24 protein-coding genes and 1 pseudogene are annotated in these 24,598 nt (G+C 44.1%); 21 read left to right on the forward strand and 4 right to left on the reverse strand.

Features of this window, described 5'->3' with window-relative positions; genetic code table 11:
• Positions 1–7 precede the first annotated feature (7 nt).
• Positions 8–829 (reverse strand): late competence protein ComER, encoded by an 822-nt coding sequence (gene comER, locus ACMX2I_RS08225; RefSeq protein WP_087990781.1) that lies wholly within the window; start codon positions 827–829, stop codon positions 8–10.
• Between the two features lie 83 nt (positions 830–912).
• Here comER and ACMX2I_RS08230 point away from each other — a divergent pair, with 83 nt between their 5' ends.
• From ACMX2I_RS08230 to ACMX2I_RS08240, 3 genes and pseudogenes are all read left to right on the forward strand, one after another.
• A complete protein-coding gene (locus tag ACMX2I_RS08230; RefSeq protein ID WP_414956668.1) occupies positions 913–1,530 on the forward strand; it encodes a helix-hairpin-helix domain-containing protein in 618 nt (205 codons plus the stop codon).
• Positions 1,531–1,596: 66 nt separating this feature from the next.
• Entirely contained in the window at positions 1,597–2,166 is a 570-nt protein-coding gene (locus ACMX2I_RS08235; protein WP_087990779.1) for a ComE operon protein 2, read from the forward strand.
• Positions 2,167–2,169: 3 nt separating this feature from the next.
• Positions 2,170–4,499: pseudogene (locus tag ACMX2I_RS08240) on the forward strand (DNA internalization-related competence protein ComEC/Rec2).
• 40 nt (positions 4,500–4,539) lie between these two features.
• Here ACMX2I_RS08240 and ACMX2I_RS08245 read toward each other — a convergent pair.
• Positions 4,540–4,674: a YqzM family protein gene (locus ACMX2I_RS08245; protein WP_003229983.1), complete on the reverse strand. Its 135-nt coding sequence runs from the start codon at positions 4,672–4,674 to the stop codon at positions 4,540–4,542.
• Positions 4,675–4,714: 40 nt separating this feature from the next.
• Between ACMX2I_RS08245 and ACMX2I_RS08250 the strand changes: the two genes are divergently transcribed.
• Both ACMX2I_RS08250 and holA read left to right on the forward strand, forming a co-directional pair.
• On the forward strand, positions 4,715–4,864 hold the full coding sequence (locus ACMX2I_RS08250) for a hypothetical protein (RefSeq protein ID WP_141113374.1): 150 nt from the start codon (positions 4,715–4,717) through the stop codon (positions 4,862–4,864).
• Between the two features lie 38 nt (positions 4,865–4,902).
• A complete protein-coding gene (gene holA / locus ACMX2I_RS08255) occupies positions 4,903–5,946 on the forward strand; it encodes a DNA polymerase III subunit delta (RefSeq protein WP_414956669.1) in 1,044 nt (347 codons plus the stop codon).
• A gap of 14 nt (positions 5,947–5,960) precedes the next feature.
• On the opposite strand, the gene rpsT is transcribed toward holA, so the two are convergent.
• Complete coding sequence (gene rpsT / locus ACMX2I_RS08260) at positions 5,961–6,227, reverse strand: 30S ribosomal protein S20 (protein WP_087990776.1); 267 nt, start codon at positions 6,225–6,227, stop codon at positions 5,961–5,963.
• A gap of 203 nt (positions 6,228–6,430) precedes the next feature.
• Between rpsT and gpr the strand changes: the two genes are divergently transcribed.
• The 12 genes from gpr (at position 6,431) to mtaB (ending at position 20,370) form a co-directional block, all read left to right on the forward strand.
• Complete coding sequence (gpr, locus tag ACMX2I_RS08265; protein WP_414956670.1) at positions 6,431–7,537, forward strand: GPR endopeptidase; 1,107 nt, start codon at positions 6,431–6,433, stop codon at positions 7,535–7,537.
• Positions 7,538–7,599: 62 nt separating this feature from the next.
• The gene (gene spoIIP, locus ACMX2I_RS08270; protein WP_414956671.1) at positions 7,600–8,805 is read left to right on the forward strand and encodes a spore autolysin SpoIIP; all 1,206 of its coding nucleotides are present in this window, start codon (positions 7,600–7,602) and stop codon (positions 8,803–8,805) included.
• Positions 8,806–8,822: 17 nt separating this feature from the next.
• Complete coding sequence (locus ACMX2I_RS08275; RefSeq protein WP_087990773.1) at positions 8,823–9,161, forward strand: YqxA family protein; 339 nt, start codon at positions 8,823–8,825, stop codon at positions 9,159–9,161.
• Positions 9,162–9,294: 133 nt separating this feature from the next.
• Entirely contained in the window at positions 9,295–11,130 is a 1,836-nt protein-coding gene (gene lepA / locus ACMX2I_RS08280) for a translation elongation factor 4 (RefSeq protein ID WP_087990772.1), read from the forward strand.
• 56 nt (positions 11,131–11,186) lie between these two features.
• Positions 11,187–12,326, forward strand: coding sequence for a radical SAM family heme chaperone HemW (gene hemW / locus ACMX2I_RS08285; protein WP_414956672.1), 1,140 nt, complete (start codon positions 11,187–11,189; stop codon positions 12,324–12,326).
• An 80-nt stretch (positions 12,327–12,406) separates the two neighbouring features.
• Entirely contained in the window at positions 12,407–13,438 is a 1,032-nt protein-coding gene (gene hrcA / locus ACMX2I_RS08290; protein WP_148962096.1) for a heat-inducible transcriptional repressor HrcA, read from the forward strand.
• A 71-nt stretch (positions 13,439–13,509) separates the two neighbouring features.
• The gene (gene grpE, locus ACMX2I_RS08295; protein WP_414956673.1) at positions 13,510–14,073 is read left to right on the forward strand and encodes a nucleotide exchange factor GrpE; all 564 of its coding nucleotides are present in this window, start codon (positions 13,510–13,512) and stop codon (positions 14,071–14,073) included.
• A 23-nt stretch (positions 14,074–14,096) separates the two neighbouring features.
• Positions 14,097–15,932: a molecular chaperone DnaK gene (dnaK, locus tag ACMX2I_RS08300; RefSeq protein WP_148962094.1), complete on the forward strand. Its 1,836-nt coding sequence runs from the start codon at positions 14,097–14,099 to the stop codon at positions 15,930–15,932.
• A gap of 202 nt (positions 15,933–16,134) precedes the next feature.
• Positions 16,135–17,262 (forward strand): molecular chaperone DnaJ, encoded by a 1,128-nt coding sequence (dnaJ, locus tag ACMX2I_RS08305; RefSeq protein ID WP_087990767.1) that lies wholly within the window; start codon positions 16,135–16,137, stop codon positions 17,260–17,262.
• A gap of 24 nt (positions 17,263–17,286) precedes the next feature.
• Positions 17,287–18,222, forward strand: a complete 936-nt coding sequence (gene prmA, locus ACMX2I_RS08310; RefSeq protein WP_253268425.1) for a 50S ribosomal protein L11 methyltransferase — start codon at positions 17,287–17,289, stop codon at positions 18,220–18,222.
• Positions 18,223–18,244: 22 nt separating this feature from the next.
• A complete protein-coding gene (locus ACMX2I_RS08315; protein WP_148962092.1) occupies positions 18,245–19,015 on the forward strand; it encodes a 16S rRNA (uracil(1498)-N(3))-methyltransferase in 771 nt (256 codons plus the stop codon).
• Positions 19,015–20,370: a tRNA (N(6)-L-threonylcarbamoyladenosine(37)-C(2))-methylthiotransferase MtaB gene (gene mtaB, locus ACMX2I_RS08320; protein WP_414956674.1), complete on the forward strand. Its 1,356-nt coding sequence runs from the start codon at positions 19,015–19,017 to the stop codon at positions 20,368–20,370. Before ACMX2I_RS08315 ends, mtaB begins: the two co-directional genes overlap by 1 nt.
• A 34-nt stretch (positions 20,371–20,404) precedes the next feature.
• Here the strand turns inward: mtaB and ACMX2I_RS08325 are convergent, their stop codons facing one another.
• Positions 20,405–21,328, reverse strand: a complete 924-nt coding sequence (locus ACMX2I_RS08325; RefSeq protein WP_414958311.1) for a Na/Pi symporter — start codon at positions 21,326–21,328, stop codon at positions 20,405–20,407.
• A gap of 172 nt (positions 21,329–21,500) precedes the next feature.
• On the opposite strand from ACMX2I_RS08325, the gene rpsU reads away from it, so the two are divergent.
• The 4 genes from rpsU (at position 21,501) to floA (ending at position 24,596) form a co-directional block, all read left to right on the forward strand.
• Complete coding sequence (gene rpsU / locus ACMX2I_RS08330; RefSeq protein WP_003152957.1) at positions 21,501–21,674, forward strand: 30S ribosomal protein S21; 174 nt, start codon at positions 21,501–21,503, stop codon at positions 21,672–21,674.
• A gap of 14 nt (positions 21,675–21,688) precedes the next feature.
• Positions 21,689–22,135, forward strand: a complete 447-nt coding sequence (locus ACMX2I_RS08335; protein ID WP_087990762.1) for a GatB/YqeY domain-containing protein — start codon at positions 21,689–21,691, stop codon at positions 22,133–22,135.
• Between the two features lie 130 nt (positions 22,136–22,265).
• On the forward strand, positions 22,266–23,579 hold the full coding sequence (locus ACMX2I_RS08340; protein ID WP_414956675.1) for an NfeD family protein: 1,314 nt from the start codon (positions 22,266–22,268) through the stop codon (positions 23,577–23,579).
• Positions 23,580–23,600: 21 nt separating this feature from the next.
• Positions 23,601–24,596 carry a flotillin-like protein FloA gene (gene floA, locus ACMX2I_RS08345; RefSeq protein ID WP_087990761.1) on the forward strand — a complete coding sequence of 332 codons (996 nt, stop codon included), beginning with the start codon at positions 23,601–23,603 and terminating at the stop codon, positions 24,594–24,596.
• Positions 24,597–24,598 lie beyond the last annotated feature (2 nt).

The raw sequence follows: 24,598 nt of genomic DNA on the forward strand, positions 1-24,598 counted from the left end.
TACTCGTCTACACATGAAACTGCTTCTTCACTGCGGAAATATCCTCTTCGTACTTCATATGAGTATTTTGGAATACCCGGTGAAACATATCCTGCACACCGCTTTCCAGCGCTTTAATGCCTTCTCCCGTCACACCGCCTTTAACACAAACCTTTTCCTGTAACGCGGGCAGGGTATACAATTCGGTTTCTAGCAGTTTTCCCATTCCGACAAGCATTTCCTTACACATCAGAATAGCATCCTGTTTGGACACTGATGTTTCCGAAACGGCCGCATCTATAAACCGCTGAATCAGATAGCTCATAAAAGCCGGGCCGCAGCTTACGATATCTGATGCGACCCTCGTGATGTCACTTTCAATTTGCAGCGGATGAGAGATATGCTTCATGAGCTCATTGATTTTCGTTTTTGCAAATTCTCCGCAGCTTGTGCCGAAAGTGACGAGAGAAACGCCTGCCAGCGCTCTGTTTGTAATACTGGGAATTACTCGCGCCACTTGACAAGGTACATATTGCTCGAGTTGTTGAGTTTGAACCGGGCTTGTAATTGAAATGAGAATATGGTCCTTTCTTAAATAAGGCGCCGCTCTTGCTAGTAAAGGATATATATCAAGCGGCTTAACACAAATAAAAATCATCTCGTTTTCAGAAACAAGCTTTTCCAGGCTTTCTGTTACGTTTATGCTGTTGTAGCGGTTTTTTATGTGTAACGCTTTTTCAATTGTGCGGTTTGTGATTGTTATGTTTGAGGGATCGGCTGCTTTTGATTCAATAAATGACTCTATAAGGATCGTACCCATATTTCCTGTGCCGATAAAACCAATCTTCAATGATTTCCCCTCCTTTGAGCTATTATCCTCTAAACCATATGTGTGATGAAAATAAATTATGACGAAAGCGGGGAACATGCACGATGAATTGGTTGTATCAGCATAAAAAAGCAATTATTTTAGCGGCTTCTGCAGCTGCTTTCATAGCGGTTATTTTCGTTTTGGCCAGCGGGGAAAACAAAGAGCCGGTGAAGCAGGCTGTATCAACTGAGACAGAAAATACGGAGGTAAAGCAGGAGGCAGTCAAAGACGAGTCAAATGAAACAATTGTGATTGACATTAAAGGTGCTGTTCAGCATCCTGGCGTGTATGAAATGCGAACAGGGGACAGAGTATCTCAGGCGATTGAGAAAGCGGGCGGGACCGGTGAACAAGCAGATGAAATGCAAGTGAATTTGGCGGAGCTGCTGCAGGACGGGACAGTGGTGTACATCCCGAAAAAGGGAGAAGAGACAACGATGCAGCAAGGATCCGGAGGCGCTGTTAAAAGCGATGGAGGGAAGGAAGCACCGGTAAATATCAATACAGCAACCTTAGAGGAATTACAAGGCATCTCAGGGGTGGGGCCATCAAAGGCTGAAGCTATTATTGCATACCGGGAAGAAAACGGGCGTTTCCAGACAATTGAAGAGATCACTAAGGTTTCAGGAATCGGTGAGAAATCGCTTGAGAAAATAAAGTCTTCCATTACAGTAAAGTGATTTGACGGTCATGCATAATGATAGGTAAACTAAAGGTCAGGCAACACAACATTTGGAGGGAACAACGTGGAACGAATTTCATGGAATCAATACTTTATGGCTCAAAGCCATTTACTGGCGCTGCGCAGCACCTGCCCGAGATTGTCTGTCGGCGCAACTATAGTCAGGGATAAACGCATGATTGCAGGGGGGTATAACGGGTCAATCGCGGGCGGCGTGCACTGCGCAGACGAAGGCTGCCTCATGATAGATGACCATTGCGCAAGAACGATTCACGCTGAAATGAATGCGATTCTTCAATGCTCTAAGTTCGGGGTGCCGACTGATGGAGCGGAGATTTATGTGACGCATTATCCGTGCATACAATGCTGTAAATCTATCATTCAAGCGGGTATCAAAACGGTTTATTATGCTGAGGATTACAAAACGAATCCGTACGCACAGGAATTATTTGAACAGGCGGGTGTAACTGTTGAACAGGTTGAACTCGATGAAATGATCGTTGATCTGAAAAACAGGGAAAAGCTTTCATTTATAGCGGGTCTTTTAGAGAAACTGGCGGATGCGGGTCTTGCAGAGGAAGATTTGAAAAAGATACATGAACAGGCGAATACACTCTTCACGAGCTACGTGTGATGAATGCGTAATTCGCGTTTGTTATTGCCTTTGGCGGCAGCTTCAGCAACGGCTGGAATTACTGCCGCCGCTTATTTCTCCGCTGTTTTTCTTTTCTTCCTCTTTCTCCTCATCATTTTAATCAAAACGAGACACGCTGTTCTCATTTTGGTTTGTTTCTTCTGTTTTATATTGTTTTTTTCACTGTATGCAGTCGCAGATTCCAAGAATGTCTCTGTATATCAGCGGGGCACCTATCAAGCCAAGGCAGTAATTGACAGCATTCCGAAAATTGACGGCGACCGTATGTCTATGGTGGTTAAGACGCCTGATGGCGAAAAATGGGCCGCTTCGTACCGCATTCAGTCTGCTGAAGAAAAAGATCAGCTGTCATATCTAGAGCCAGGAATGGCATGTGAATGGACTGGTGCCTTGGAAGAACCTAGACACGCAACCGTGCCGGGCGCATTTGATTATAACGAATATCTTTACCGGCAGCATATTCACTGGAACTATTCTGTTACATCTATTCAAAAGTGCAGCGAACCTGTAAATGTCAGTTATAAACTGCTCAGTTTAAGAAAAGACATCGTGTCATTCACAAACAGCCTGCTGCCCCCTGATTCGGCAGGAATCGTACAAGCTCTTATAGTAGGAGACAGATTTTACGTGGAAGCCGAGGTGCTTAACGCGTATCAAAAGCTTGGTGTCGTCCATCTCTTGGCGATTTCAGGACTCCACGTCGGCATTTTGACAGCCGGCTTGTTTTATATCATGATCCGTATTGGAATAACAAGAGAAAAGGCGTCAATCCTGTTGCTGTTATTTCTGCCGCTCTATGTGATGTTGACAGGCGCTGCTCCTTCAGTGCTGCGCGCCGCTCTGATGTCGGGTATTTACTTAGCTGGAAGTCTCGTTAAATGGCGTGTACATGCTGCGGGGGCAATCTGCACTTCATACATCGTCCTTTTGCTCTTCAATCCTTACCATCTCTTTGAAGCCGGTTTTCAGCTGTCATTCGCCGTGAGTTTTTCTTTAATTCTTTCTTCTTCTATTTTTCAGCATGTTAAAACCTCTTTAGGTCAGCTGACAATGGTATCACTGATCGCTCAGCTGGGTTCACTCCCCATTCTCCTGCATCATTTCCAGCAGTTTTCTATGATCAGCGTCCTGATGAACATGGTGCTTGTTCCTATTTATACATTCTGTGTTTTGCCGGGGACTATAGCAGGTGTTTTTTTATTAATCCTTTCTGCTTCGGCTGGCCGATTGTTCTTCAGCTGGTTTGATTTCTTGATGAGCTGGACAAACAGGCTGATCACAAGAATCGCAGATATTGATGTATTCACAATTATCATTGCACGTCCCGCGCCTATTCTGCTCTTTTTATTCACGGTCACAATCATTATAATGTTTATGGCGATAGAAAAACGCTCTTTTTCTCAGCTGATGGTAACTGGCGGCATTTGCTGCGCGATGTTCTGTCTTCTCTTTATATATCCTCGTCTTAGTTCTGAAGGAGAGGTCGATATGATTGATATTGGGCAGGGTGACAGCATGTATGTAGGTGCTCCGCATCAGCGGGGGCATGTTTTAATTGATACTGGCGGCACTTTATCTTATTCGTCAGAGCCTTGGCGGGAAAAACAGCATCCGTTTTCACTTGGGGAAAAGGTGCTGATTCCGTTTTTAACCGCTAAGGGGGTCAAACAGCTTGATGCGTTAATTCTCACGCACGCTGACCAAGATCATATCGGAGAGGCGGAGACTCTGCTGAAGCATCATAAAGTGAAGCGCCTCGTGATTCCGAAAGGGTTTGTTTCTGAACCGAAGGATGAGAAAGTGCTGCAGGCAGCCAGAGAGGAGGGAGTGACAATTGAGGAGGTGAAGCGAGGTGATGTATTGCAAATAAAGGATTTACAGTTCTATGTACTGTCACCGGACGGACCTGATCCGGCAAGCAAAAATAATTCTTCTCTCGTTCTGTGGATGAAAACGGGCGGTATGAGCTGGATCTTGACAGGTGATCTGGAGAAAGAAGGGGAAAAGGAGGTTATAAGCGTGTTTCCGAATCTAAAAGCAGACGTGTTAAAGGTGGGGCACCATGGAAGCAAAGGCTCTACCGGTGAAGATTTCATCAAACAGCTTCAGCCGGAAATGGCCATTATCTCAGCAGGGGAAAACAATCGGTACCATCATCCCCATCAAGAAGTTCTGCAAATATTACAGAGACATTCCATCCGCGTGCTGCGCACCGATCAAAGCGGAACGATCCAATATAGATATAAAAACAGAGTTGGAACCTTTTCTGTCTATCCCCCATATGATACATCAGAATAACAGAGACGAACTAAAAAAAGACTGCCGAGAAATCAGCAGCCCGGGCAGTCGCTGTTATGAACCAACCAGGTGAATAACCGTTGCCATGACAAACAAGAAGGCGAAAAATCCGAAGGACACAACAAAACCAACAGCTGAATCTACAGCATCATTTCGTTTGCTTTGAACGTTTTTTTCAAAATCATTCAATTTAATCCCTCCTGACTGATTTAAGTATAATGGAATTGTTTTGAAAAATCTAGAAGCTAAGGTAACGTTTTCTGTTCTGGTGATTATCGCCTTTTTACAAGCTGTCCCGGGGGCTTGCGATCAGGCGTTTAATATAAATGGGGAAGCAGCAGTCAGGCTTCCTCTTTACTATTTTGCAAACTCAATTTAGGATAGAAGGGATGATGAAAGAGAGGAAGTCGTACAACAATGGTATTTGATGTGTGGAAAAACCTGAGAAAAGGAGATGTCCATCCGGTTTATTGTTTATACGGAAAAGAGACGTATCTGCTGCAGGAAACCGTTAGCAGGATCAGACAGGCGGTCATTGATCAGGAAACAAAGGATTTCAATCTATCCGTTTTTGATCTGGAAGAGGAACCGCTGGACAAAGCAATTGCAGATGCTGAAACGTTTCCGTTTATGGGGGAGCGGCGTCTTGTTATTGTGAAAAATCCATATTTTTTAACAGGTGAAAAGAAAAAAGAAAAAATTGAGCATAACGTCAGCGCGCTTGAATCATATTTACAATCGCCTGCGCCTTATACGGTCTTTGTCCTGCTTGCCCCGTATGAAAAGCTGGATGAGCGGAAAAAACTGACGAAAGCATTAAAGAAGCACGCGTTTATGATGGAGGCGAAGGAATTAAACGCAAAGGAGACGACAGATTTTACTGTCAACCTTGCAAAAACCGAGCTGAAAATAATCGGCACTGAAGCGGCGGAGCATTTGGTTCTGCTTGTGAATGGACATCTGTCATCGATTTTTCAGGAGATTCAGAAGCTCTGCACGTTTATTGGAGATCGTGAAGAAATTACGCTGGATGATGTGAAAATGCTTGTAGCGAGAAGCCTTGAACAAAATATATTTGAGCTGATCAATAAAATCGTCAACCGGAAACGAACAGAAAGCCTGCAAATTTTTTATGATTTGCTTAAACAAAATGAAGAACCGATCAAAATCATGGCGCTTATTTCGAATCAGTTCCGGCTGATTCTGCAAACAAAGTATTTCGCGGAACAAGGCTACGGACAAAAGCAAATCGCTTCTAATTTAAAAGTCCATCCATTCCGGGTAAAGCTGGCGATGGATCAAGCAAGGCTTTTTTCAGAGGCCGAGCTCCGGTCAATTATTGAACAGCTTGCCGTCATGGACTACGAGATGAAAACAGGGAAAAAGGACAAGCAGCTCCTGCTCGAACTGTTCCTTTTACAGCTGTTAAAAAGAAATGAAAAAAACGATCCCCATGATTGAGGATCGTTTTTATATTATGCAGAAAGTCCGTTCACTTTTTTCGCTAGTCTTGATTTGTAACGAGATGCGGTATTTTTGTGTACAAGACCTGTTTTCACTGCTTTATCAATACGTTTAGCTGCTTCAGTAAGAGCAGTTTTCGCTTTGTCGGCTTCGTTGTTAGCAACAGAAGCTTCAACTTGTTTGATTGCAGTACGCATAGCAGATTTGATTGTCGCGTTATGAACGCGGCGTTCGTTGTTTGTTTTTGTACGTTTAATCGCTGATTTAATGTTTGGCATGTGTTTCACCTCCTAAGATACAACCTGTAGCACAGTGTCTTAAGGTTAAATCTTCTTCACAATAGAACAAATTGTATTCTATCAAACACACCTTTAGATTGCAATATAAATGTAAAGTATTTTTCATTGAAGGATCTCTTTTTAGCATGATTCATTCAGCAAATGGCAACAATATAGGTACTGAATGTGAAGGAGGCCCCTCTATGAAAAAGAGTGAACTGGATGTAAATCAGTATTTGATACGTACCGATTTAGCAGTTGAAACGAAGGAAGCGATGGCCAATCAGCAGGCTGTGCCGGCAAAAGAAATTAAAGGTTTTATTGAAAAAGAACGCGATCGCGGCGGCATTAAAATCCGCACTGTTGATATTACCAAGGAAGGCGCGGAGCTCTCAGGAAAAAAAGAAGGTCGCTATTTAACGCTTGAGGCGCAAGGAATCAGAGAGAATGATTCGGAAATGCAGGAAAAGGTCTCTGCTGTCTTCGCGGAGGAATTTTCGGCTTTCCTTGAAAGCCTTGATATCTCAAAAGATGCGAGCTGTTTGATCGTCGGGCTCGGCAACTGGAACGTCACCCCTGACGCGCTGGGTCCGATGGCTGTAGAAAATCTATTGGTTACAAGGCACTTGTTTAAGCTTCAGCCGGAAAACGTGCAGGAGGGCTACAGGCCTGTCAGCGCATTTGCGCCTGGTGTTATGGGGATTACGGGAATCGAAACAAGCGACATTATTAAAGGTGTGATTGAGCAATCGAAGCCTGATTTTGTCATTGCCATTGATGCATTGGCGGCACGGGCGGTGGAAAGGGTTAACACAACCATTCAAATATCGGACACAGGCATTCACCCGGGATCTGGTGTGGGGAATAAACGAAAAGATTTAAGCAAAGACACGCTTGGCGTACCGGTGATTGCAATCGGAGTGCCGACAGTCGTTGACGCGGTGACGATTGCCAGCGACACGGTGGACTACATATTAAAACACTTTGGAAGAGAAATGAAAGATGACAGGCCGTCAAGATCTCTTGTTCCGGCAGGCATGACGTTTGGGAAAAAGAAAGTGCTCACTGAAGAAGATCTTCCCGATCAAAAGCAGCGTCAATCATTTCTCGGAATTGTTGGTACCCTTGGAGAGGATGAAAAACGGCAGCTCATTCACGAGGTGCTTTCGCCTTTAGGGCACAACTTAATGGTTACGCCGAAGGAAGTTGATTCATTCATCGACGATATGGCAAATGTGCTGGCGAACGGATTAAACACCGCGCTTCATGAAAAAGTGTCACAAGAAAACAAAGGCTCCTACAATCACTAAACTGTTCTACTTCCTCTAGCTTGTTCATAGAGTTATTACTAGACAAGCGCTGGAGGGATTCAATGAGAAATAAACGCAGAAACAGACAAATTGTTGTTGCGGTAAATGGCGGGAAAGCGGTAAAAGCCATCTTTCTATTTATCGTAAGCCTTATCGTGATTTTTGTTCTATCCGGTGTGCTGACGTCTCTCCGGCCTGAACTCAGGCCGTCGTCTGACTCTTTTTACGGGATTACTGAAGAAATGCCGGGTGACGTGTTTGCACACTTGCTGCGGATGGAGAACCATTATTTCGCTTCAGACCTTTCTCAAACCGACAGCTCATTTCATCTTTCGCGTCTTTCTTTAAAGCTGGCGACAAGCATCAACCTCGAAGATCCGCGGAGCTTTCTCGGCCGGGAGCTGCCGGGGTTTGCACAATTTGATACCGAGATTCTGTTAGCTGGACAAGGCACGGATTATACGAATATGCCGGCGGAATCGCCGCCGCCGTCTAAGGTGATGGAGGAAGAAAGAGAAGCGAACTTGGCAGAGATTGAAAAACAGCAAACACAATCAGATCGTGCGAAAAAAGATCCGCCGAAACAAACAACCGGTGATAAAAAGGTTGTTTTTATCTATCACACGCACAACACGGAATCGTATCTCCCTCTATTAAAAGGCGAGACTGATCCTGATATGGCACGCCATTCTAAAGCCAACGTCACGCTCGTAGGAGCTATGTTCGGAAAGGCGCTTGAATCCCAAGGCATTGGAGCCACAGTGAATAAAACCGATATACAGGCAAAACTGAACAAAAAAGGCTTAAACTATGCCAGATCGTATGATGAATCAAGGCCGGTCGTCAAAGAGGCGCTCGGGTCAAACAAAAATCTGCAATATATCATTGATATCCATAGGGATTCACGGCGAAAGAAAGATACGACGGCAACGATTAAAGGGAAAAGCTATGCCCGGGTGGCCTTTGTCGTCGGCAAAAAAAGCAAAAATTTCGAAGAAAACTATAAAATTGCAAGCGAGCTCCATAAGCTGATGGAGAAAAAATACCCTGGACTCAGCACAGGTGTCTTTTCGAAAGGCTCGCCAGGCGATAATGGTGTATATAATCAGGATTTATCCGACAGAGCGCTTTTGCTCGAATTCGGCGGAGTAGATAATAATCTCGAGGAGCTGCAGCGTGCGGCTGACGCCGCCGCAGACGTATTCAGCGAAATGTATTGGGATGCTGAAAAGGTCAACGCGGAGAGCGGCGAGACGAAAAAACAATAAGAAATAGGTGGTTTGATTTGATTGCTTACTTTGGCAAATGCTTGCTGCTTGTCACGATCATGTTTTTAGGCGTGCTGTTCGGCATGCAGCAGGCGAATAACGGAATGCTGAGTATGAAAGGCTATCAAGACCCTTCACTTAAGGGCGCGTTTACGCTCACCGACGGAAAAAATAATGAAAAAGAAGCTTCAATCTTAGGAGAAACAGTCACGGCGAAAGATTTAGAAGAAAAACAAAAAGAGCTGGAACAGGTGGAAACGTTCAATATGTTCTCTAAAGCCGGAAAAGCACTTTCGAACACCGTAACCAACACTGCCCAGTCGATGTATGAATGGATACGTGATATGAACCAATAGGTGTGTGAAAGAGAAAAGAAGCCCAAGATTAACAGGGAACTTTTCTCTTTCTTGTTTTACATTGAATCTTAACAATCCTATTGATATAATCTAAGCTAGTGTATTTTGCGTTTAATAGTAGGAGTGATAGATTGTGACAGATAAAGAAAAGCGTTTAGAGAGGCAGTCGAGAATACGGAATTTCTCTATCATTGCCCATATTGACCACGGAAAATCGACCTTAGCGGATCGTATTTTAGAAAAAACGTCGGCAATCACTCAACGAGAAATGAAAGAACAATTGCTCGATTCTATGGATCTTGAACGTGAACGGGGCATAACCATTAAGTTAAACTCTGTTCAGCTTAAATACAAAGCAAAAGACGGAGAAGAATATATTTTCCATCTGATTGATACGCCGGGACACGTCGATTTCACATACGAAGTATCCCGAAGTCTTGCTGCCTGCGAAGGAGCGATTCTTGTTGTGGATGCGGCGCAGGGAATTGAAGCGCAGACGCTTGCCAACGTTTACTTAGCGCTTGACAATGACCTTGAAATTCTGCCGGTCATTAACAAAATCGATCTCCCGAGCGCAGAGCCTGAACGTGTGCGCCAAGAGGTAGAGGACGTTATTGGTCTTGACGCATCAGAAGCCGTGCTTGCTTCAGCAAAAGCCGGTATCGGGATTGAGGAGATTTTAGAACAGATCGTAGAAAAGGTGCCGGCACCGACTGGAGATCCGGAGGCGCCGCTTAAAGCGCTGATCTTCGACTCGCTTTATGACGCTTATCGCGGTGTCGTGGCTTATATCAGAGTCGTTGAAGGAACGGTAAAGCCGGGGCAAAAAATCAAAATGATGGCAACCGGCAAAGAATTTGAAGTGACAGAAGTTGGTGTATTTACGCCAAAAGCTACTCCGACAGATGAACTGACGGTCGGAGATGTAGGCTTTTTAACTGCTGCGATCAAAAATGTCGGTGACACACGCGTCGGTGACACGATAACAAGCGCTGCCAATCCTGCAGACGAAGCGCTGCCGGGATACCGCAAGCTCAACCCGATGGTGTACTGCGGCCTTTATCCGATTGATACGGCCAAATACAATGATTTAAGAGAAGCCCTTGAAAAGCTTGAGCTGAATGATTCCTCCCTTCAGTATGAAGCGGAAACGTCACAGGCGCTTGGATTCGGATTCCGTTGCGGATTTTTAGGCATGCTTCACATGGAAATCATTCAGGAACGGATAGAGCGTGAGTTCAAAATCGACTTGATTACAACAGCGCCGAGTGTTATCTACGATGTATATATGACAGACGGCGAAAAGGTTGTTGTTGACAACCCGTCCAACATGCCTGATCCTCAAAAGATCGAAAGGATCGAGGAACCGTATGTTAAAGCGACAATGATGGTGCCGAATGATTTTGTCGGCGCTGTTATGGAACTTTGCCAAGGAAAACGGGGCAATTTTATTGATATGCAATATTTAGACGCAAACCGTGTCAGCATTGTCTATGATATGCCTTTAGCGGAAATCGTCTATGAGTTTTTTGACCAGCTTAAATCAAGCACAAAAGGCTACGCGTCCTTTGACTATGAGCTGATCGGCTACAAACCGTCTCAGCTCGTCAAAATGGACATTATGCTGAACGGAGAAAAAATCGACGCCCTTTCCTTTATCGTGCACCGGGATTACGCGTATGAACGAGGAAAAGTGATCGTTGAGAAGCTGAAAGAGCTCATTCCGCGTCAGCACTTTGAAGTACCGATTCAAGCGGCGATCGGCCAGAAAATCGTAGCGCGTTCTACGATTAAAGCGATGCGTAAAAACGTATTGGCTAAGTGTTACGGCGGAGACATCTCGCGAAAACGGAAGCTTCTTGAAAAACAAAAAGAAGGAAAACGCCGAATGAAGCAGGTCGGCTCAGTTGAAGTGCCGCAAGAAGCATTTATGGCGGTCCTGAAAATGGACGACAGCCCGAAAAAATAAATAGAAGCCGCCGCAGTCCTGTACTGCGGCTTCTTTCTGTAAAGAAGGTGAATTCATTGAAATCAGCCTATATCCATATCCCATTCTGTGAGCACATTTGCCACTACTGCGATTTCAATAAGTATTTTATTCAAAGCCAGCCTGTAGACGAGTATTTAAACGCGCTCGAACAGGAAATGATAAATACAATTGCAAAAACAGGGCAGCCTGACCTCAAAACCATCTTTATCGGAGGAGGCACGCCGACCTCTCTGTCTGAGGAACAGCTCAAAAAGCTGATGGACATCATCATCCGAGTGCTGAAGCCCTCAAGCGCATTATCGGAATTTGCGGTTGAAGCGAATCCGGACGACCTGTCCGCAGCGAAATTAAAAATATTAAAAGAAGCAGGTGTGAATCGCCTCAGCTTCGGTGTCCAAACGTTCGAAGACGACTTGTTAGAAAAAATCGGCCGAGTGCACAAACAAAAAGATGTATTTGCCTCTTTTGAAAGGGCGCGGGAAATCGGTTTTGACAATATCAGTCTTGATTTAATGTTCGGACTCCCGGGACAAGCCCTCAAGCATCTGGATCATTCCTTAGACACTGCTTTATCGCTGGATGCTGAGCATTATTCGGTGTACTCCCTCATTGTAGAACCGAAAACGGTATTTTATAATCTCATGCAAAAAGGGCAGCTTCATCTTCCGCCGCAGGAGCAGGAAGCCGAAATGTATGAAATGGTGATGGGCCGGATGGAAGCTCACGGCATTCATCAGTATGAAATCAGCAACTTTGCCAAGCAAGGCATGGAATCAAAGCACAATCTGACGTATTGGAGCAACGAGGAATATTTCGGATTTGGAGCCGGGGCCCACGGATATATCGGCGGCACACGCAATGTAAACGTCGGACCTGTCAAACATTACATTGATCTGATAGCTGAAAAAGGCTTTCCATACAGAGATACTCATGTAGTGACAACAGAAGAGCAAATTGAAGAAGAAATGTTTTTGGGCTTGAGAAAAACAGCCGGAGTCAGCAAAAAACGATTTGCAGAAAAATACGGCCGTTCCCTTGATGAACTGTTCCCAAGCGTATTAACAGACCTCGTAGAAAAAGGGCTGATTCACCATTCGGAGTCTGCCGTTTACTTAACTCATCAGGGCAAATTATTAGGTAATGAAGTTTTTGGCGCTTTTTTGGGTGAGTTATAATTGACATTTTTCTTGTGGTTTGATACTTTTGTTATAGAATTAGCACTCGCTTATTGAGAGTGCTAACAGAGGTGATGATGATGTTAACAAATCGTCAGCTGCTGATCCTTCAGGTCATTATAAATGATTTTATTAAATCGGCGCAGCCGGTAGGGTCAAGAACTCTTTCGAAAAAAGATGAAATCACATTTAGCTCTGCAACAATAAGGAACGAGATGGCTGACTTGGAAGAATTGGGCTTCATAGAAAAAACCCATTCATCCTCAGGACGTGTTCCGTCAGAAAAAGGGTACCGGTACTATGTTGACCACTTGCTGTCACCCGTCAAATTGACAAAAAGCGACATGGACCAAATCCACTCGATCTTTAAAGAGAAAATTTTCGAGCTGGAAAAGACAGTTCAAAAATCAGCGCAAATTTTGTCCGATTTAACGAATTATACATCCATCGTGCTCGGGCCGAAGCTGAGTGAGAATTACCTTAAACAGATTCAAATCATACCGATTCAGCCTGATAAGGCGGTAGCAATTCTTGTTACCAATACAGGGCACGTGGAAAACAAAACGATTAATTTTCCAGCCAAAATGGATCTGTCTGATATTGAAAAACTGGTGAATATACTGAACAGCCGTTTAAGCGGCGTTCCAATGGATGAACTGAATGAGCACATATTTAAGGAAGTCGTCATGTATTTAAGACAGCACATTAAGAACTATGACAATATACTTGACGCGCTTCGTTCAACATTTCATTCTACGAGCCACGTTGAAAAATTGTTTTTTGGCGGAAAGATCAATATGCTGAACCAGCCGGAGTTCCATGATATCACCAGAGTGCGATCGTTGCTCACATTAATCGAAAAAGAACAGGATGTTTTAAAGCTTGTTCAATCCCCGCACACGGGAATTTCGATTAAAATCGGGAAAGAAAACGACTATGAAGAGATGGAAAACTGCAGTCTGATTACGGCTTCTTATTCTGTTGATCAGAAGCAGATCGGCTCAATTGCGATCATCGGCCCGACCCGCATGAATTATTCCAGGGTTGTCAGTCTGCTTCAGCATGTGACTTCGGACTTGTCAAAAGCATTGACAAGTTTGTATGATGAATAAGGGAATTTTGGCAAATTTTATCGAAGGGCAGCACCCGCCCTTCTTCTTACACTTTGAGGGAGGTGAACACAATGTCAGAAGAAAAACAAACCATTGAACAAAACGAAATAGAAGAGCAAGAAGTCATTGAGGAACAAGCTGCTGCTGAAGAACAGCAGAAAGAAACAAATGAAAGCGAACTTCTTCAAAATCAAATGAACAAATTGCAAGGTTTGCTTGAGGAAAAAGAAAACAAACTTTTGCGTGTTCAAGCAGACTTTGAAAATTATAAACGACGCAGCCGTTTAGAAATGGAAGCGTCCCAAAAATACCGTTCTCAAAATATCGTCGCTGATTTGTTGCCGGCTCTTGACAGCTTTGAAAGAGCGCTGCAGGTTGAAGCCGACAATGAACAGACGAAAAGTTTGCTTCAGGGAATGGAAATGGTCCACCGTCAGCTCGTAGAAGCCTTGAAAAAAGAAGGCGTGGAAGCCATCGAAGCTGTAGGGCAGGAATTTGATCCTAATCTGCACCAAGCCGTTATGCAGGCTGAAGATGAAAATTACGGCTCCAACATTGTTGTTGAAGAAATGCAAAAAGGTTATAAGCTGAAGGATCGCGTCATTCGCCCTTCCATGGTCAAAGTGAATCAATAATTACATAGCAGGAGGTTATTCAAGTGAGTAAAGTTATCGGAATCGACTTAGGAACAACAAACTCATGTGTGGCAGTGCTTGAAGGCGGCGAGCCTAAAGTTATTGCTAACGCTGAAGGAAACCGCACAACGCCATCAGTTGTTGCATTCAAAAACGGTGAACGCCAAGTAGGGGAAGTGGCTAAACGCCAATCTATCACAAACCCTAACACAATCATGTCTGTTAAACGCCATATGGGTACTGATTATAAAGTTGAAATTGAAGGGAAAGATTACACTCCTCAAGAAGTGTCTGCTATCATCCTTCAACACCTTAAATCATACGCTGAAAGCTATCTTGGCGAAACAGTATCAAAAGCAGTGATCACAGTTCCTGCATACTTTAACGATGCTGAGCGTCAAGCGACAAAAGACGCTGGTAAAATTGCAGGTCTTGAAGTAGAACGTATCATCAATGAGCCGACTGCAGCAGCGCTTGCATACGGACTTGATAAAACAGATGAAGATCAAACGATCCTGGTATACGACCTTGGCGGCGGTACTTTCGACGTTTCAATCCTTGAGCTTGGCGACGGTGTGTTTGAAGTTCGTTCAACTGCCGGTGACAACCGTCTCGGCGGTGACGATTTTGACCAAGTCATCATCGATCATCTTGTGTCTGAATTCAAAAAAGAAAACGGCATTGATTTGTCAAAAGACAAAATGGCGCTTCAGCGTTTGAAAGACGCAGCTGAAAAAGCGAAAAAAGATCTTTCCGGCGTATCTTCTACGCAAATTTCTTTACCGTTCATCACAGCTGGAGAAGCAGGACCGCTTCACCTTGAACTGACATTAACCCGCGCTAAATTCGAAGAGCTTTCTTCCCATTTAGTAGAGCGTACAATGGGCCCTGTCCGTCAAGCGCTTCAAGATGCAGGACTTTCTGCAAGCGAAATCGACAAAATTATCCTTGTCGGCGGATCAACTCGTATTCCTGCCGTACAAGAAGCAATCAAAAAAGAAACTGGAAAAGAAGCGCATAAAGGCGTAAACCCAGATGAAGTAGTAGCGCTTGGTGCTGCGATTCAGGGCGGCGTTATCACTGGTGACGTAAAAGACGTAGTTCTTCTTGACGTTACACCGCTTTCTCTCGGTATCGAAACAATGGGCGGCGTGTTCACAAAACTGATCGACCGCAACACGACGATTCCGACAAGCAAATCCCAAGTGTTCTCAACTGCTGCTGATAACCAAACAGCTGTTGATATCCATGTTCTTCAGGGTGAGCGACCAATGTCTGCCGACAATAAAACACTCGGCCGCTTCCAGCTTACTGATATCCCGCCAGCACCGCGCGGCGTGCCTCAAATCGAAGTTTCTTTCGATATTGATAAAAACGGTATCGTAAACGTAAGAGCAAAAGACTTGGGCACAGGAAAAGAGCAAAACATTACAATCAAATCTTCTTCAGGTCTTTCTGATGATGAGATCGAACGCATGGTAAAAGAAGCGGAAGAAAATGCTGACTCTGATGCGAAGAAAAAAGAAGAAATCGAAGTCCGCAACGAAGCAGATCAGCTTGTTTTCCAAACTGAGAAAACATTAAAAGATCTTGAAGGCAAAGTGGATGAAGACCAAGTGAAAAAAGCCAATGATGCCAAAGAAGCTTTAAAAGCGGCGATTGAGAAAAACGAGTTTGAAGAGATCAAAGCGAAAAAAGATGAGCTTCAAACAATCGTTCAAGAGCTTTCTATGAAACTTTATGAAGAAGCTGCCAAACAACAGCAAGCTCAAGGCGATGCAAATGCTGAAGGCAAAGCGGATGACAACGTTGTTGACGCTGAATATGAAGAAGTAAACGACGACCAAAACAAAAAATAAAGTGCTTTTCCGAGTCAGTCCCGCTTCCGGGGCTGACCGAAAAGAACACATTTCATAATCTGATTCAATGATTAGAAAGTCAAAGTCAGGCATCTCTTGGCTTTGACTTTTTTTTTCTTGCCCGGGATAAAAGGAATTGAAAAATCATAATTCAAAATGATACAATCTAATTTATGTGATAAATTCGGGAGAGTGAAGCGAGATGAGTAAGCGTGATTACTATGAAGTGCTGGGAGTAAGTAAGAGCGCTTCTAAGGATGAAATTAAAAAAGCTTATCGGAAGCTGTCAAAAAAATATCATCCTGATATTAACAAAGAAGCCGGATCAGATGAAAAATTTAAAGAGGTAAAAGAAGCGTATGAAACGCTGTCTGATGACCAAAAACGGTCTCATTACGATCAATTTGGCCATACTGATCCTAACCAAGGCTTCGGCGGCGGCGGTTTTGGCGGCGGAGATTTCGGCGGTTTTGGTTTCGATGATATTTTCTCAAGTATTTTCGGCGGCGGCACAAGACGAAGAGATCCAAACGCCCCGCGCCAAGGTGCCGATTTGCAGTATACGATGACTTTGTCGTTTGAGGATGCCGTTTTTGGTAAAGAGACGTCCATCGAAATTCCGCGTGAGGAAACATGCGATACATGTAAAGGTTCAGGTGCGAAACCTGGAACAAACCCGGAAACGTGCTCGCACTGCGGAGGCTCCGGCCAATTAAACGTGGAGCAAAATACGCCGTTTGGAAAAGTCGTTAACAGACGGGTTTGCCATCACTGTGAAGGTACGGGCAAATTCATTAAAAATAAATGTGCGGATTGCGGCGGTAAAGGAAAAGTCAAAAAACGCAAGAAAATCAACGTCACAATTCCAGCCGGTGTAGATGACGGGCAGCAGCTTCGTCTCTCGGGACAGGGTGAACCAGGAGTAAACGGCGGCCCTGCCGGGGATTTATTTGTCGTGTTCCACGTGCGCGCTCACGAGTTCTTCGAGCGTGACGGCGATGATATTTACTGTGAAATGCCGTTAACGTTCGCTCAGGCTGCTCTTGGAGATGAAGTGGAAGTTCCGACGTTGCATGGAAAAGTGAAATTAAAAATTCCAGCCGGTACACAAACAGGAACAAAATTCAGATTAAGAGGCAAAGGTGTTCAAAATGTCAGAGGCTATGGACAGGGTGACCAGCATATCGTCGTACGTGTCGTCACGCCGACAAACCTGACAGATAAACAAAAAGACATTATCCGCGAATTTGCCGAGGTCAGCGGAAACTTGCCTGACGAACAGGAAATGAGTTTCTTCGACAAGGTAAAACGCGCGTTTAAAGGCGATTAATTATTGGATGAGGAGTTGGTAGTTTTGAAATGGTCCGAATTAAGCATTCACACAACACATGAAGCGGTCGAACCTATCTCAAATATATTGCATGAAGCTGGTGCAAGTGGGGTTGTGATAGAGGACCCGCTTGATTTAATTAAAGAACGTGAGAATGTGTACGGGGAAATCTACCAGCTCGACCCCAATGATTATCCAGACGAGGGTGTCATTGTCAAAGCATACCTGCCGGTCAACAGCTTCCTTGGCGAAACGGTGGATGGCATTAAAGAAACGATTAATAATTTGCTTCTTTATAATATTGATTTGGGCAGAAATCATATCACGATTTCTGAAGTGAATGAAGAAGAGTGGGCGACTGCCTGGAAAAAGTATTATCATCCTGTGAAAATTTCTGAAAAGTTTACAATTGTTCCGACGTGGGAGGAATATACGCCGGTCCATACGGATGAACTGATTATTGAAATGGACCCGGGAATGGCGTTCGGCACAGGCACACACCCGACAACCGTACTCTGTATTCAGGCGCTTGAACGCTTTGTGCAAAAGGGTGATAAGGTGATTGATGTCGGTACAGGTTCCGGAATATTAAGTATTGCTGCTGCAATGCTTGAGGCTGAATCGGTTCATGCCTACGATCTTGATCCCGTAGCTGTAGAAAGTGCACGTCTCAATCTCAAGCTGAACAAAGTGAGCGATATTGCTCAAGTGAAGCAAAACAATTTGTTAGACGGAATTGAAGGGGAACATGATGTGATTGTTGCCAACATTTTGGCTGAAGTCATTCTTCGCTTTACTTCACAAGCGTACAGCCTGTTAAAAGAAGACGGTCATTTTATTACGTCAGGTATCATCGCTCATAAAAAACAAGAAGTAAAAGAAGCACTGGAGCAAGCCGGCTTTACCATTGTAGAAATCCTTTCAATGGAAGATTGGGTCAGCATTATTGCGAAAAAATAACAGTTAGTAGGTGTCACAGCGTATGCAACGATATTTTATCGAGCTCACGAAGCAGCAAATGGAGGAAGCGCCGGCTTTTTCGATAACCGGCGAAGATGTTCATCATATTGTGAACGTGATGAGAATGAATGAGGGTGATCAGATCATCTGCTGCTCTCAGGACGGCTTTGAGGCAAAGTGTGAACTTCAATCTGTTTCCAAGGACCATGTGTCCTGTCTTGTGGTAGAATGGACGAATGAAAACAGAGAGCTTCCGATAAAGGTTTATATTGCAAGCGGCCTCCCGAAAGGAGATAAGCTTGAATGGATTATCCAAAAAGGGACTGAGCTTGGAGCTCATGCCTTCATTCCTTTCCAAGCCGCTCGTTCTGTTGTCAAGCTGGATGACAAAAAGGCAAAGAAAAAGCGGGAAAGATGGACGAAAATTGCGAAGGAAGCGGCTGAACAATCGTACCGTAACGAAGTGCCGCAAGTGATGGATGTCCATTCTTTTCAGCAGCTTCTTCAAAGGATGCAGGATTTCGATAAATGTGTCGTTGCATACGAGGAGTCATCAAAGCAAGGAGAAATAAGCGCATTCAGCGCGATTGTAAGCAGCCTTCCGAAAGGATCATCCCTTTTGATCGTATTTGGTCCTGAAGGCGGTTTAACAGAAGCGGAAGTTGAACGGCTCACAGAGAAAGACGGTGTGCCGGGCGGCCTTGGACCGAGAATTTTAAGGACAGAAACCGCACCGCTATACGCGTTGAGTGCAATTTCTTATCAAACAGAGTTATTAAGAGGTGATCAATAATGGCAACTGTTGCTTTCCATACGCTTGGCTGTAAAGTCAACCATTATGAAACAGAAGCAATCTGGCAGCTTTTCAAAGAAGCGGGCTACGAAAGAAGAGACTTTGAACAAACAGCTGATGTATATGTCATTAATACATGTACGGTAACCAATACGGGAGATAAAAAAAGCCGCCAAGTGATCAGACGTGCCATTCGTCAAAATCCTGACGGTGTCATCTGTGTCACAGGCTGCTATGCGCAAACCTCACCTGCTGAGATTATGGCGATCCCTGGTGTCGATATTGTAGTTGGAACGCAGGACCGGGAAAAAATGCTCGGCTACATCGACCAATACCGTGAAGAACGCCAGCCGATTAACGGTGTCAGCAACATCATGAAAGCAAGAGTGTATGAGGAGCTTGATGTGCCTGCTTTCACGGACCGGACAAGAGCGTCATTGAAAATACAGGAAGGCTGCAATAATTTCTGCACATTCTGTATTATTCCGTGGGCGCGCGGCCTGCTCCGCTCCCGCGATCCTGAAGAAGTCATTAAACAAGCGCAGCAGCTTGTCGATGCCGGATATAAAGAAATTGTTCTTACCGGTATTCATACAGGCGGCTATGGCGAAGATATGAAAGATTACAGCTTCGCTAAGCTCTTGAGAGAATTAGACACTCGTGTTGAAGGCGTTAAACGGATCAGAATTTCTTCAATCGAAGCCAGCCAAATCACAGATGAAGTGATCGATGTCTTAGACCGCTCGGATAAGATAGTGAATCATTTGCATATTCCTATCCAATCCGGATCAAACACTGTGCTTAAAAGGATGAGACGTAAATATACGATGGAATTTTTTGCAGACCGTTTAAGCAAACTGAAAAAAGCATTGCCTGGCTTAGCTGTAACTTCTGATGTCATTGTAGGCTTCCCTGGCGAAACAGAAGCAGAATTTATGGAAACCTATAACTTTATTAAAGAACATAAATTCTCTGAGCTGCATGTTTTCCCTTACAGTAAACGCACAGGCACACCGGCTGCGCGAATGGAAAACCAAGTGGATGAAAACGTTAAAAATGAGCGTGTGCATCGCCTGATTTCTCTGTCCGACCAGCTTGCGAAGGAATACGCTTCTCAGTATGAAAATGAAGTGCTTGAGATTATCCCTGAGGAAGCGTATAAAGAAACAGAAGAAGAGAACATGTTTGTCGGTTACACAGACAACTATATGAAGGTTGTTTTCAAAGGTACGGAAGAGATGATCGGCAAAATCGTGAAAGTCAAAATCCTTAAAGCGGGCTATCCTTACAACGAAGGGCAATTCGTCCGTGTTGTTGAGGACGAAATAACTGAACACATGCGTTTGTCTTCTTAATCTAAAAACCGGTGCATTTAAATGTACCGGTTTTTTATTTTGCTGGGATAAGAAAGTGAATCAAGCGGTAAAACAAGTTTGTAAGCGGAAGAAATAAAAAAGCTGTCACCACATTAAATAAAAGACTGAAATGTGCAATCCTTTGTGCAGGGTCAACTGATAACTGTTCTACAAAGCCGGTCGCTCCCGCCAGAAAAGGAAATATGAGAGCCACGCCCAGCATGTTAAACACCACATGGGCATACGCTGTCTGTTTCGCTGCATATCCGCCGGATACAGCAGCCATGACAGCTGTAATGCAGGTCCCGATATTTGACCCGAGTACGACGCTCATCGCCTGTGTCAGTCCGATAATGCCTTCATTCATAAAACTCATCAAAATGCCGATACAAACGGAGCTTGAGTGAATCATGGCAGTTAGCGCCATACCGATGAACAAAGCGGACCAGTTTGAATCGTTAACGTGGTATAAAATGTCGGCTCCCGTTTTCAGTTTTGTAAGCGGTCCTGCAAGGTGGCTGAACCCGCTGATGCAAAAAAAGATGATACCGAGTCCGAGGAGGCTTGTTCCCAACTGTTTTAAGGGATACCTGCCAGTCAGAAAAAACAATAAACCGCCAATCAAAAGAATCCAAATCAAAACATCCATTTTGATGGCGATAAATTCAGTTGTAAAGGTAGATCCGACATTTGTTCCGAGAATCATCGGTATTGTCCGTTTAAAAGGAAGGACGCCCGCGCTTACAAAACCGATGACAATGACCATAAAGGCTGAACTGCTCTGAAGAATCCCTGTAAATACAATACTGATCAGGAACGCTTTTAATGGATGGTCCGTAAAAAATAGCAAACGTTCTTCAATTTTTGAGTACGCCATTGAAATTAAGCCTTTTCGAAGCATGTTCATGCCTGCGAGAAAGAATAATATAAGAGCAGTAAAACCGATCAGAATCAACATCTTATTCACCAACCCCTTTCCACCATTATATAGACAGGCAGTCGTACTCATGACGGAAAAGTGAACTCACTTAGTTGACCTGACTGATGGCTTATATTATAATGTCAAAGTACATGTTTATATGTGTAACTTAAAGGTAGTCGATTGGTGTATTCGGAGGGAGGGAAAGAGAATGTCAAAAACGGTCGTTAGAAAAAACGAATCGCTTGAAGATGCTCTTCGTCGCTTCAAACGCAGTGTATCAAAGACAGGTACTTTGCAAGAAGCAAGAAAGCGCGAATTTTATGAAAAACCTAGCGTAAAGCGCAAGAAAAAGTCTGAAGCTGCTAGAAAACGCAAATTCTAAAAGAGGGTGGATTTATGAGTCTTCTTGAGCGTCTTAACCAGGATATGAAGCTATATATGAAAAGCCGTGAGAAAGACAAACTGACTGTCGTTCGAATGGTTAAGGCTTCACTTCAAAATGAAGCAATTAAGCTTAAGAAAGACAGTTTGACCGAGGATGAGGAACTCACTGTCCTTTCTCGTGAACTTAAGCAACGTAAAGACTCCCTCCAGGAATTTTCAAACGCTAATCGTTTAGATTTAGTAGATAAAGTTCAAAAAGAGCTGGACATTTTAGAAGTTTATTTACCCGAGCAGCTGTCAGAAGAAGAACTGCTTACAATCGTAAATGAAACCATTACTGAGGTTGGTGCGAGCTCAAAAGCGGACATGGGGAAAGTAATGGGTGCAATTATGCCTAAAGTAAAAGGTAAAGCTGATGGAAGCTTAATTAATAAGCTTGTTAGCAATCAATTGTCTTAAATGGCGTAAAAAAGGACATCTTTCTAAGAGAGATGTCTTTTTTTTATACATAAAAAAATGAAACCTTTGATACATTGTTACGTATAAAGAGAAGGCACTTATTATAAAAGGAAGGAGGGATACACTGCCCTTGCTTCAAACCAAAGGATTTCGTGCTGCTCTTTTGAGCATATTTTTACTTTCTTTATTAGGCGTACAGCTGAACGCCAAAGCAGAAAAACAAACGGTTTATGTGATCCCGGTTGAGAAAAATGTCGAACAGGGACTCGCCTCGTTTTTATCCCGTTCGTTACAAGATGCAAAAGAAGCGCATGCAGATCATATTATTCTTGATATCAATACGCCTGGAGGATTGGTCAAATCGGCTATTGATATAGCGGACTCGATAACCGAAAGCGAGATCCCTATAACTGCATATGTAAACAAACGCGCGTTGTCAGCTGGTGCATATATTGCCCTGCAAGCCGATAATATTTATATGGCGCCCGGCGGAAAAATAGGAGCGGCCGCGATTATTGACGGTAAAGGCAATGCCGCTGACCAAAAAGCTGAATCACTTTGGCTGGCAGAGCTGGAGGATGCCGCAGTGAAAAATAATCGCGATCCTAAATATGCGCTCGCTATGGCTGACCCGGATATAGATGCCAAGGAAGCTGGTGCGCCGAAGGGAGATCTGCTTACACTTAACCCTGGTAAGGCGATTGATGTAGGCTATTCAGAGGGGACTGCTGACAATTTATCTACACTCGTAGAGAAGCTTGGGTTCGAAAATGCGCATATCAGTTATGCAAAGGAAAGCTTTACGGAAAAGACAGCAAGATGGCTGACAAACCCGGTTATTGTGCCTATTCTGCTGACGATAGCTTTTTTAGGTCTGACGGTGGAGCTTTTTTCCCCGGGTGTCGGCATCCCTGGAACGGTTGGATTCATCGCGTTATTGCTGTTCTTTTACGGGCATCTCGCAGCCGGCCTTGCCGGATACGAGACAGTTCTTCTCTTTGCAGGAGGGGTGATCCTCATCCTGCTTGAGATTTTCCTTCCCGGAGGAATCATTGGATTACTGGGCTTAGGAGCGATTATTGCGAGCCTATTTTTAGCCGCGGGGAGCTTCACTGTCATGGCGATTTCTCTCTTGATCGCCTCAGCTGTTTCTATTACAGCTTTTATTTTACTGACAAGGGTGTTGGGAAAGCGTATGAAATTCTTTAAAAAATTTGTATTAAATGATTCTACAAATACGGAGAGCGGCTACGTATCAAATCAAACGCGCACGGACTTAATAGGTAAAGTGGGTGTAACCTTTACACAGCTGCGTCCTGCTGGTACCGTTATTATTGAAGATGAACGCCTTGACGTCGTTTCGGAGGGATCGTTTACAGAAAAAGATAAGAAAGTAAAAGTGGTAAAAGTGGAAGGCTCACGCATCGTCGTCAGAGAAATTTAAACAGAATCGAGGAGAATTGATATGGATCCATCAACACTAATGATTTTGGCTATTGTCGTAGTAGGGATCATTGTTTTAGCTGTATTTTTTACATTTGTGCCTGTTATGCTTTGGATTTCAGCATTAGCAGCTGGAGTGAGAATCAGCATTTTCACTCTGATAGGAATGAGGCTTCGCCGCGTTATACCAAACCGAGTGGTGAACCCGCTGATTAAAGCGCATAAGGCTGGGCTTGATGTTGCCACCAATCAGCTTGAAAGCCATTATCTCGCCGGAGGAAATGTTGACAGAGTCGTCAACGCGCTGATCGCTGCTCAGCGAGCCAACATTGAACTATCATTCGAACGCTGTGCCGCTATCGATCTTGCCGGCCGTGACGTATTGGAAGCCGTTCAAATGAGTGTTAATCCTAAGGTAATTGAAACGCCGTTCATTGCCGGTGTGGCTATGGACGGGATTGAAGTAAAAGCGAAAGCGAGAATTACAGTAAGAGCGAATATCGACCGTCTTGTTGGGGGAGCAGGGGAAGAAACCATTGTGGCCCGTGTCGGAGAAGGGATTGTCTCTACAATTGGTTCATCCGAAAGCCACAAAAAAGTGCTTGAGAATCCTGACATGATTTCTCAAACAGTTCTTGGAAAAGGATTGGACTCAGGAACTGCGTTTGAAATTCTCTCGATCGATATTGCTGATGTTGACATTGGTAAAAACATCGGCGCGATTTTACAAACCGATCAGGCCGAGGCTGATAAAAACATCGCACAGGCAAAAGCGGAAGAACGCCGTGCAATGGCTGTCGCTCAAGAACAGGAAATGCGCGCCCGCGTAGAAGAAATGCGCGCGAAAGTGGTAGAAGCCGAAGCGGAAGTGCCGCTTGCGATGGCAGAAGCTTTGCGTGAAGGGAATATTGGCGTCATGGACTACATGAATATCAAAAATATTGATGCTGACACAGACATGCGTGATTCATTCGGCAAGCTGACGAAAGATTCGTCTGATGAAGACAGTAAATCATAATC

The sequence above is a fragment of the Bacillus sp. SW14 genome (assembly GCF_047608225.1).
In the GTDB taxonomy this organism is placed as follows: Bacteria; Bacillota; Bacilli; order Bacillales; family Bacillaceae; genus Bacillus; species Bacillus subtilis_G.

What these genes read in the sequence shown, in the direction of transcription:
- ACMX2I_RS08325 (WP_414958311.1), bottom strand. Translation starts at nt 21,328, where the DNA reads ATGTTGATTCTGATCGGTTTTACTGCTCTTATATTATTCTTTCTCGCA.
- ACMX2I_RS08335 (WP_087990762.1), top strand. Translation starts at nt 21,689, where the DNA reads ATGAGTCTTCTTGAGCGTCTTAACCAGGATATGAAGCTATATATGAAA.
- holA (WP_414956669.1), top strand. Translation starts at nt 4,903, where the DNA reads ATGGTATTTGATGTGTGGAAAAACCTGAGAAAAGGAGATGTCCATCCG.
- dnaJ (WP_087990767.1), top strand. Translation starts at nt 16,135, where the DNA reads ATGAGTAAGCGTGATTACTATGAAGTGCTGGGAGTAAGTAAGAGCGCT.
- rpsU (WP_003152957.1), top strand. Translation starts at nt 21,501, where the DNA reads ATGTCAAAAACGGTCGTTAGAAAAAACGAATCGCTTGAAGATGCTCTT.
- mtaB (WP_414956674.1), top strand. Translation starts at nt 19,015, where the DNA reads ATGGCAACTGTTGCTTTCCATACGCTTGGCTGTAAAGTCAACCATTAT.
- spoIIP (WP_414956671.1), top strand. Translation starts at nt 7,600, where the DNA reads ATGAGAAATAAACGCAGAAACAGACAAATTGTTGTTGCGGTAAATGGC.
- gpr (WP_414956670.1), top strand. Translation starts at nt 6,431, where the DNA reads ATGAAAAAGAGTGAACTGGATGTAAATCAGTATTTGATACGTACCGAT.
- rpsT (WP_087990776.1), bottom strand. Translation starts at nt 6,227, where the DNA reads ATGCCAAACATTAAATCAGCGATTAAACGTACAAAAACAAACAACGAA.
- floA (WP_087990761.1), top strand. Translation starts at nt 23,601, where the DNA reads ATGGATCCATCAACACTAATGATTTTGGCTATTGTCGTAGTAGGGATC.
- grpE (WP_414956673.1), top strand. Translation starts at nt 13,510, where the DNA reads ATGTCAGAAGAAAAACAAACCATTGAACAAAACGAAATAGAAGAGCAA.
- ACMX2I_RS08230 (WP_414956668.1), top strand. Translation starts at nt 913, where the DNA reads ATGAATTGGTTGTATCAGCATAAAAAAGCAATTATTTTAGCGGCTTCT.
- hrcA (WP_148962096.1), top strand. Translation starts at nt 12,407, where the DNA reads ATGTTAACAAATCGTCAGCTGCTGATCCTTCAGGTCATTATAAATGAT.
- ACMX2I_RS08315 (WP_148962092.1), top strand. Translation starts at nt 18,245, where the DNA reads ATGCAACGATATTTTATCGAGCTCACGAAGCAGCAAATGGAGGAAGCG.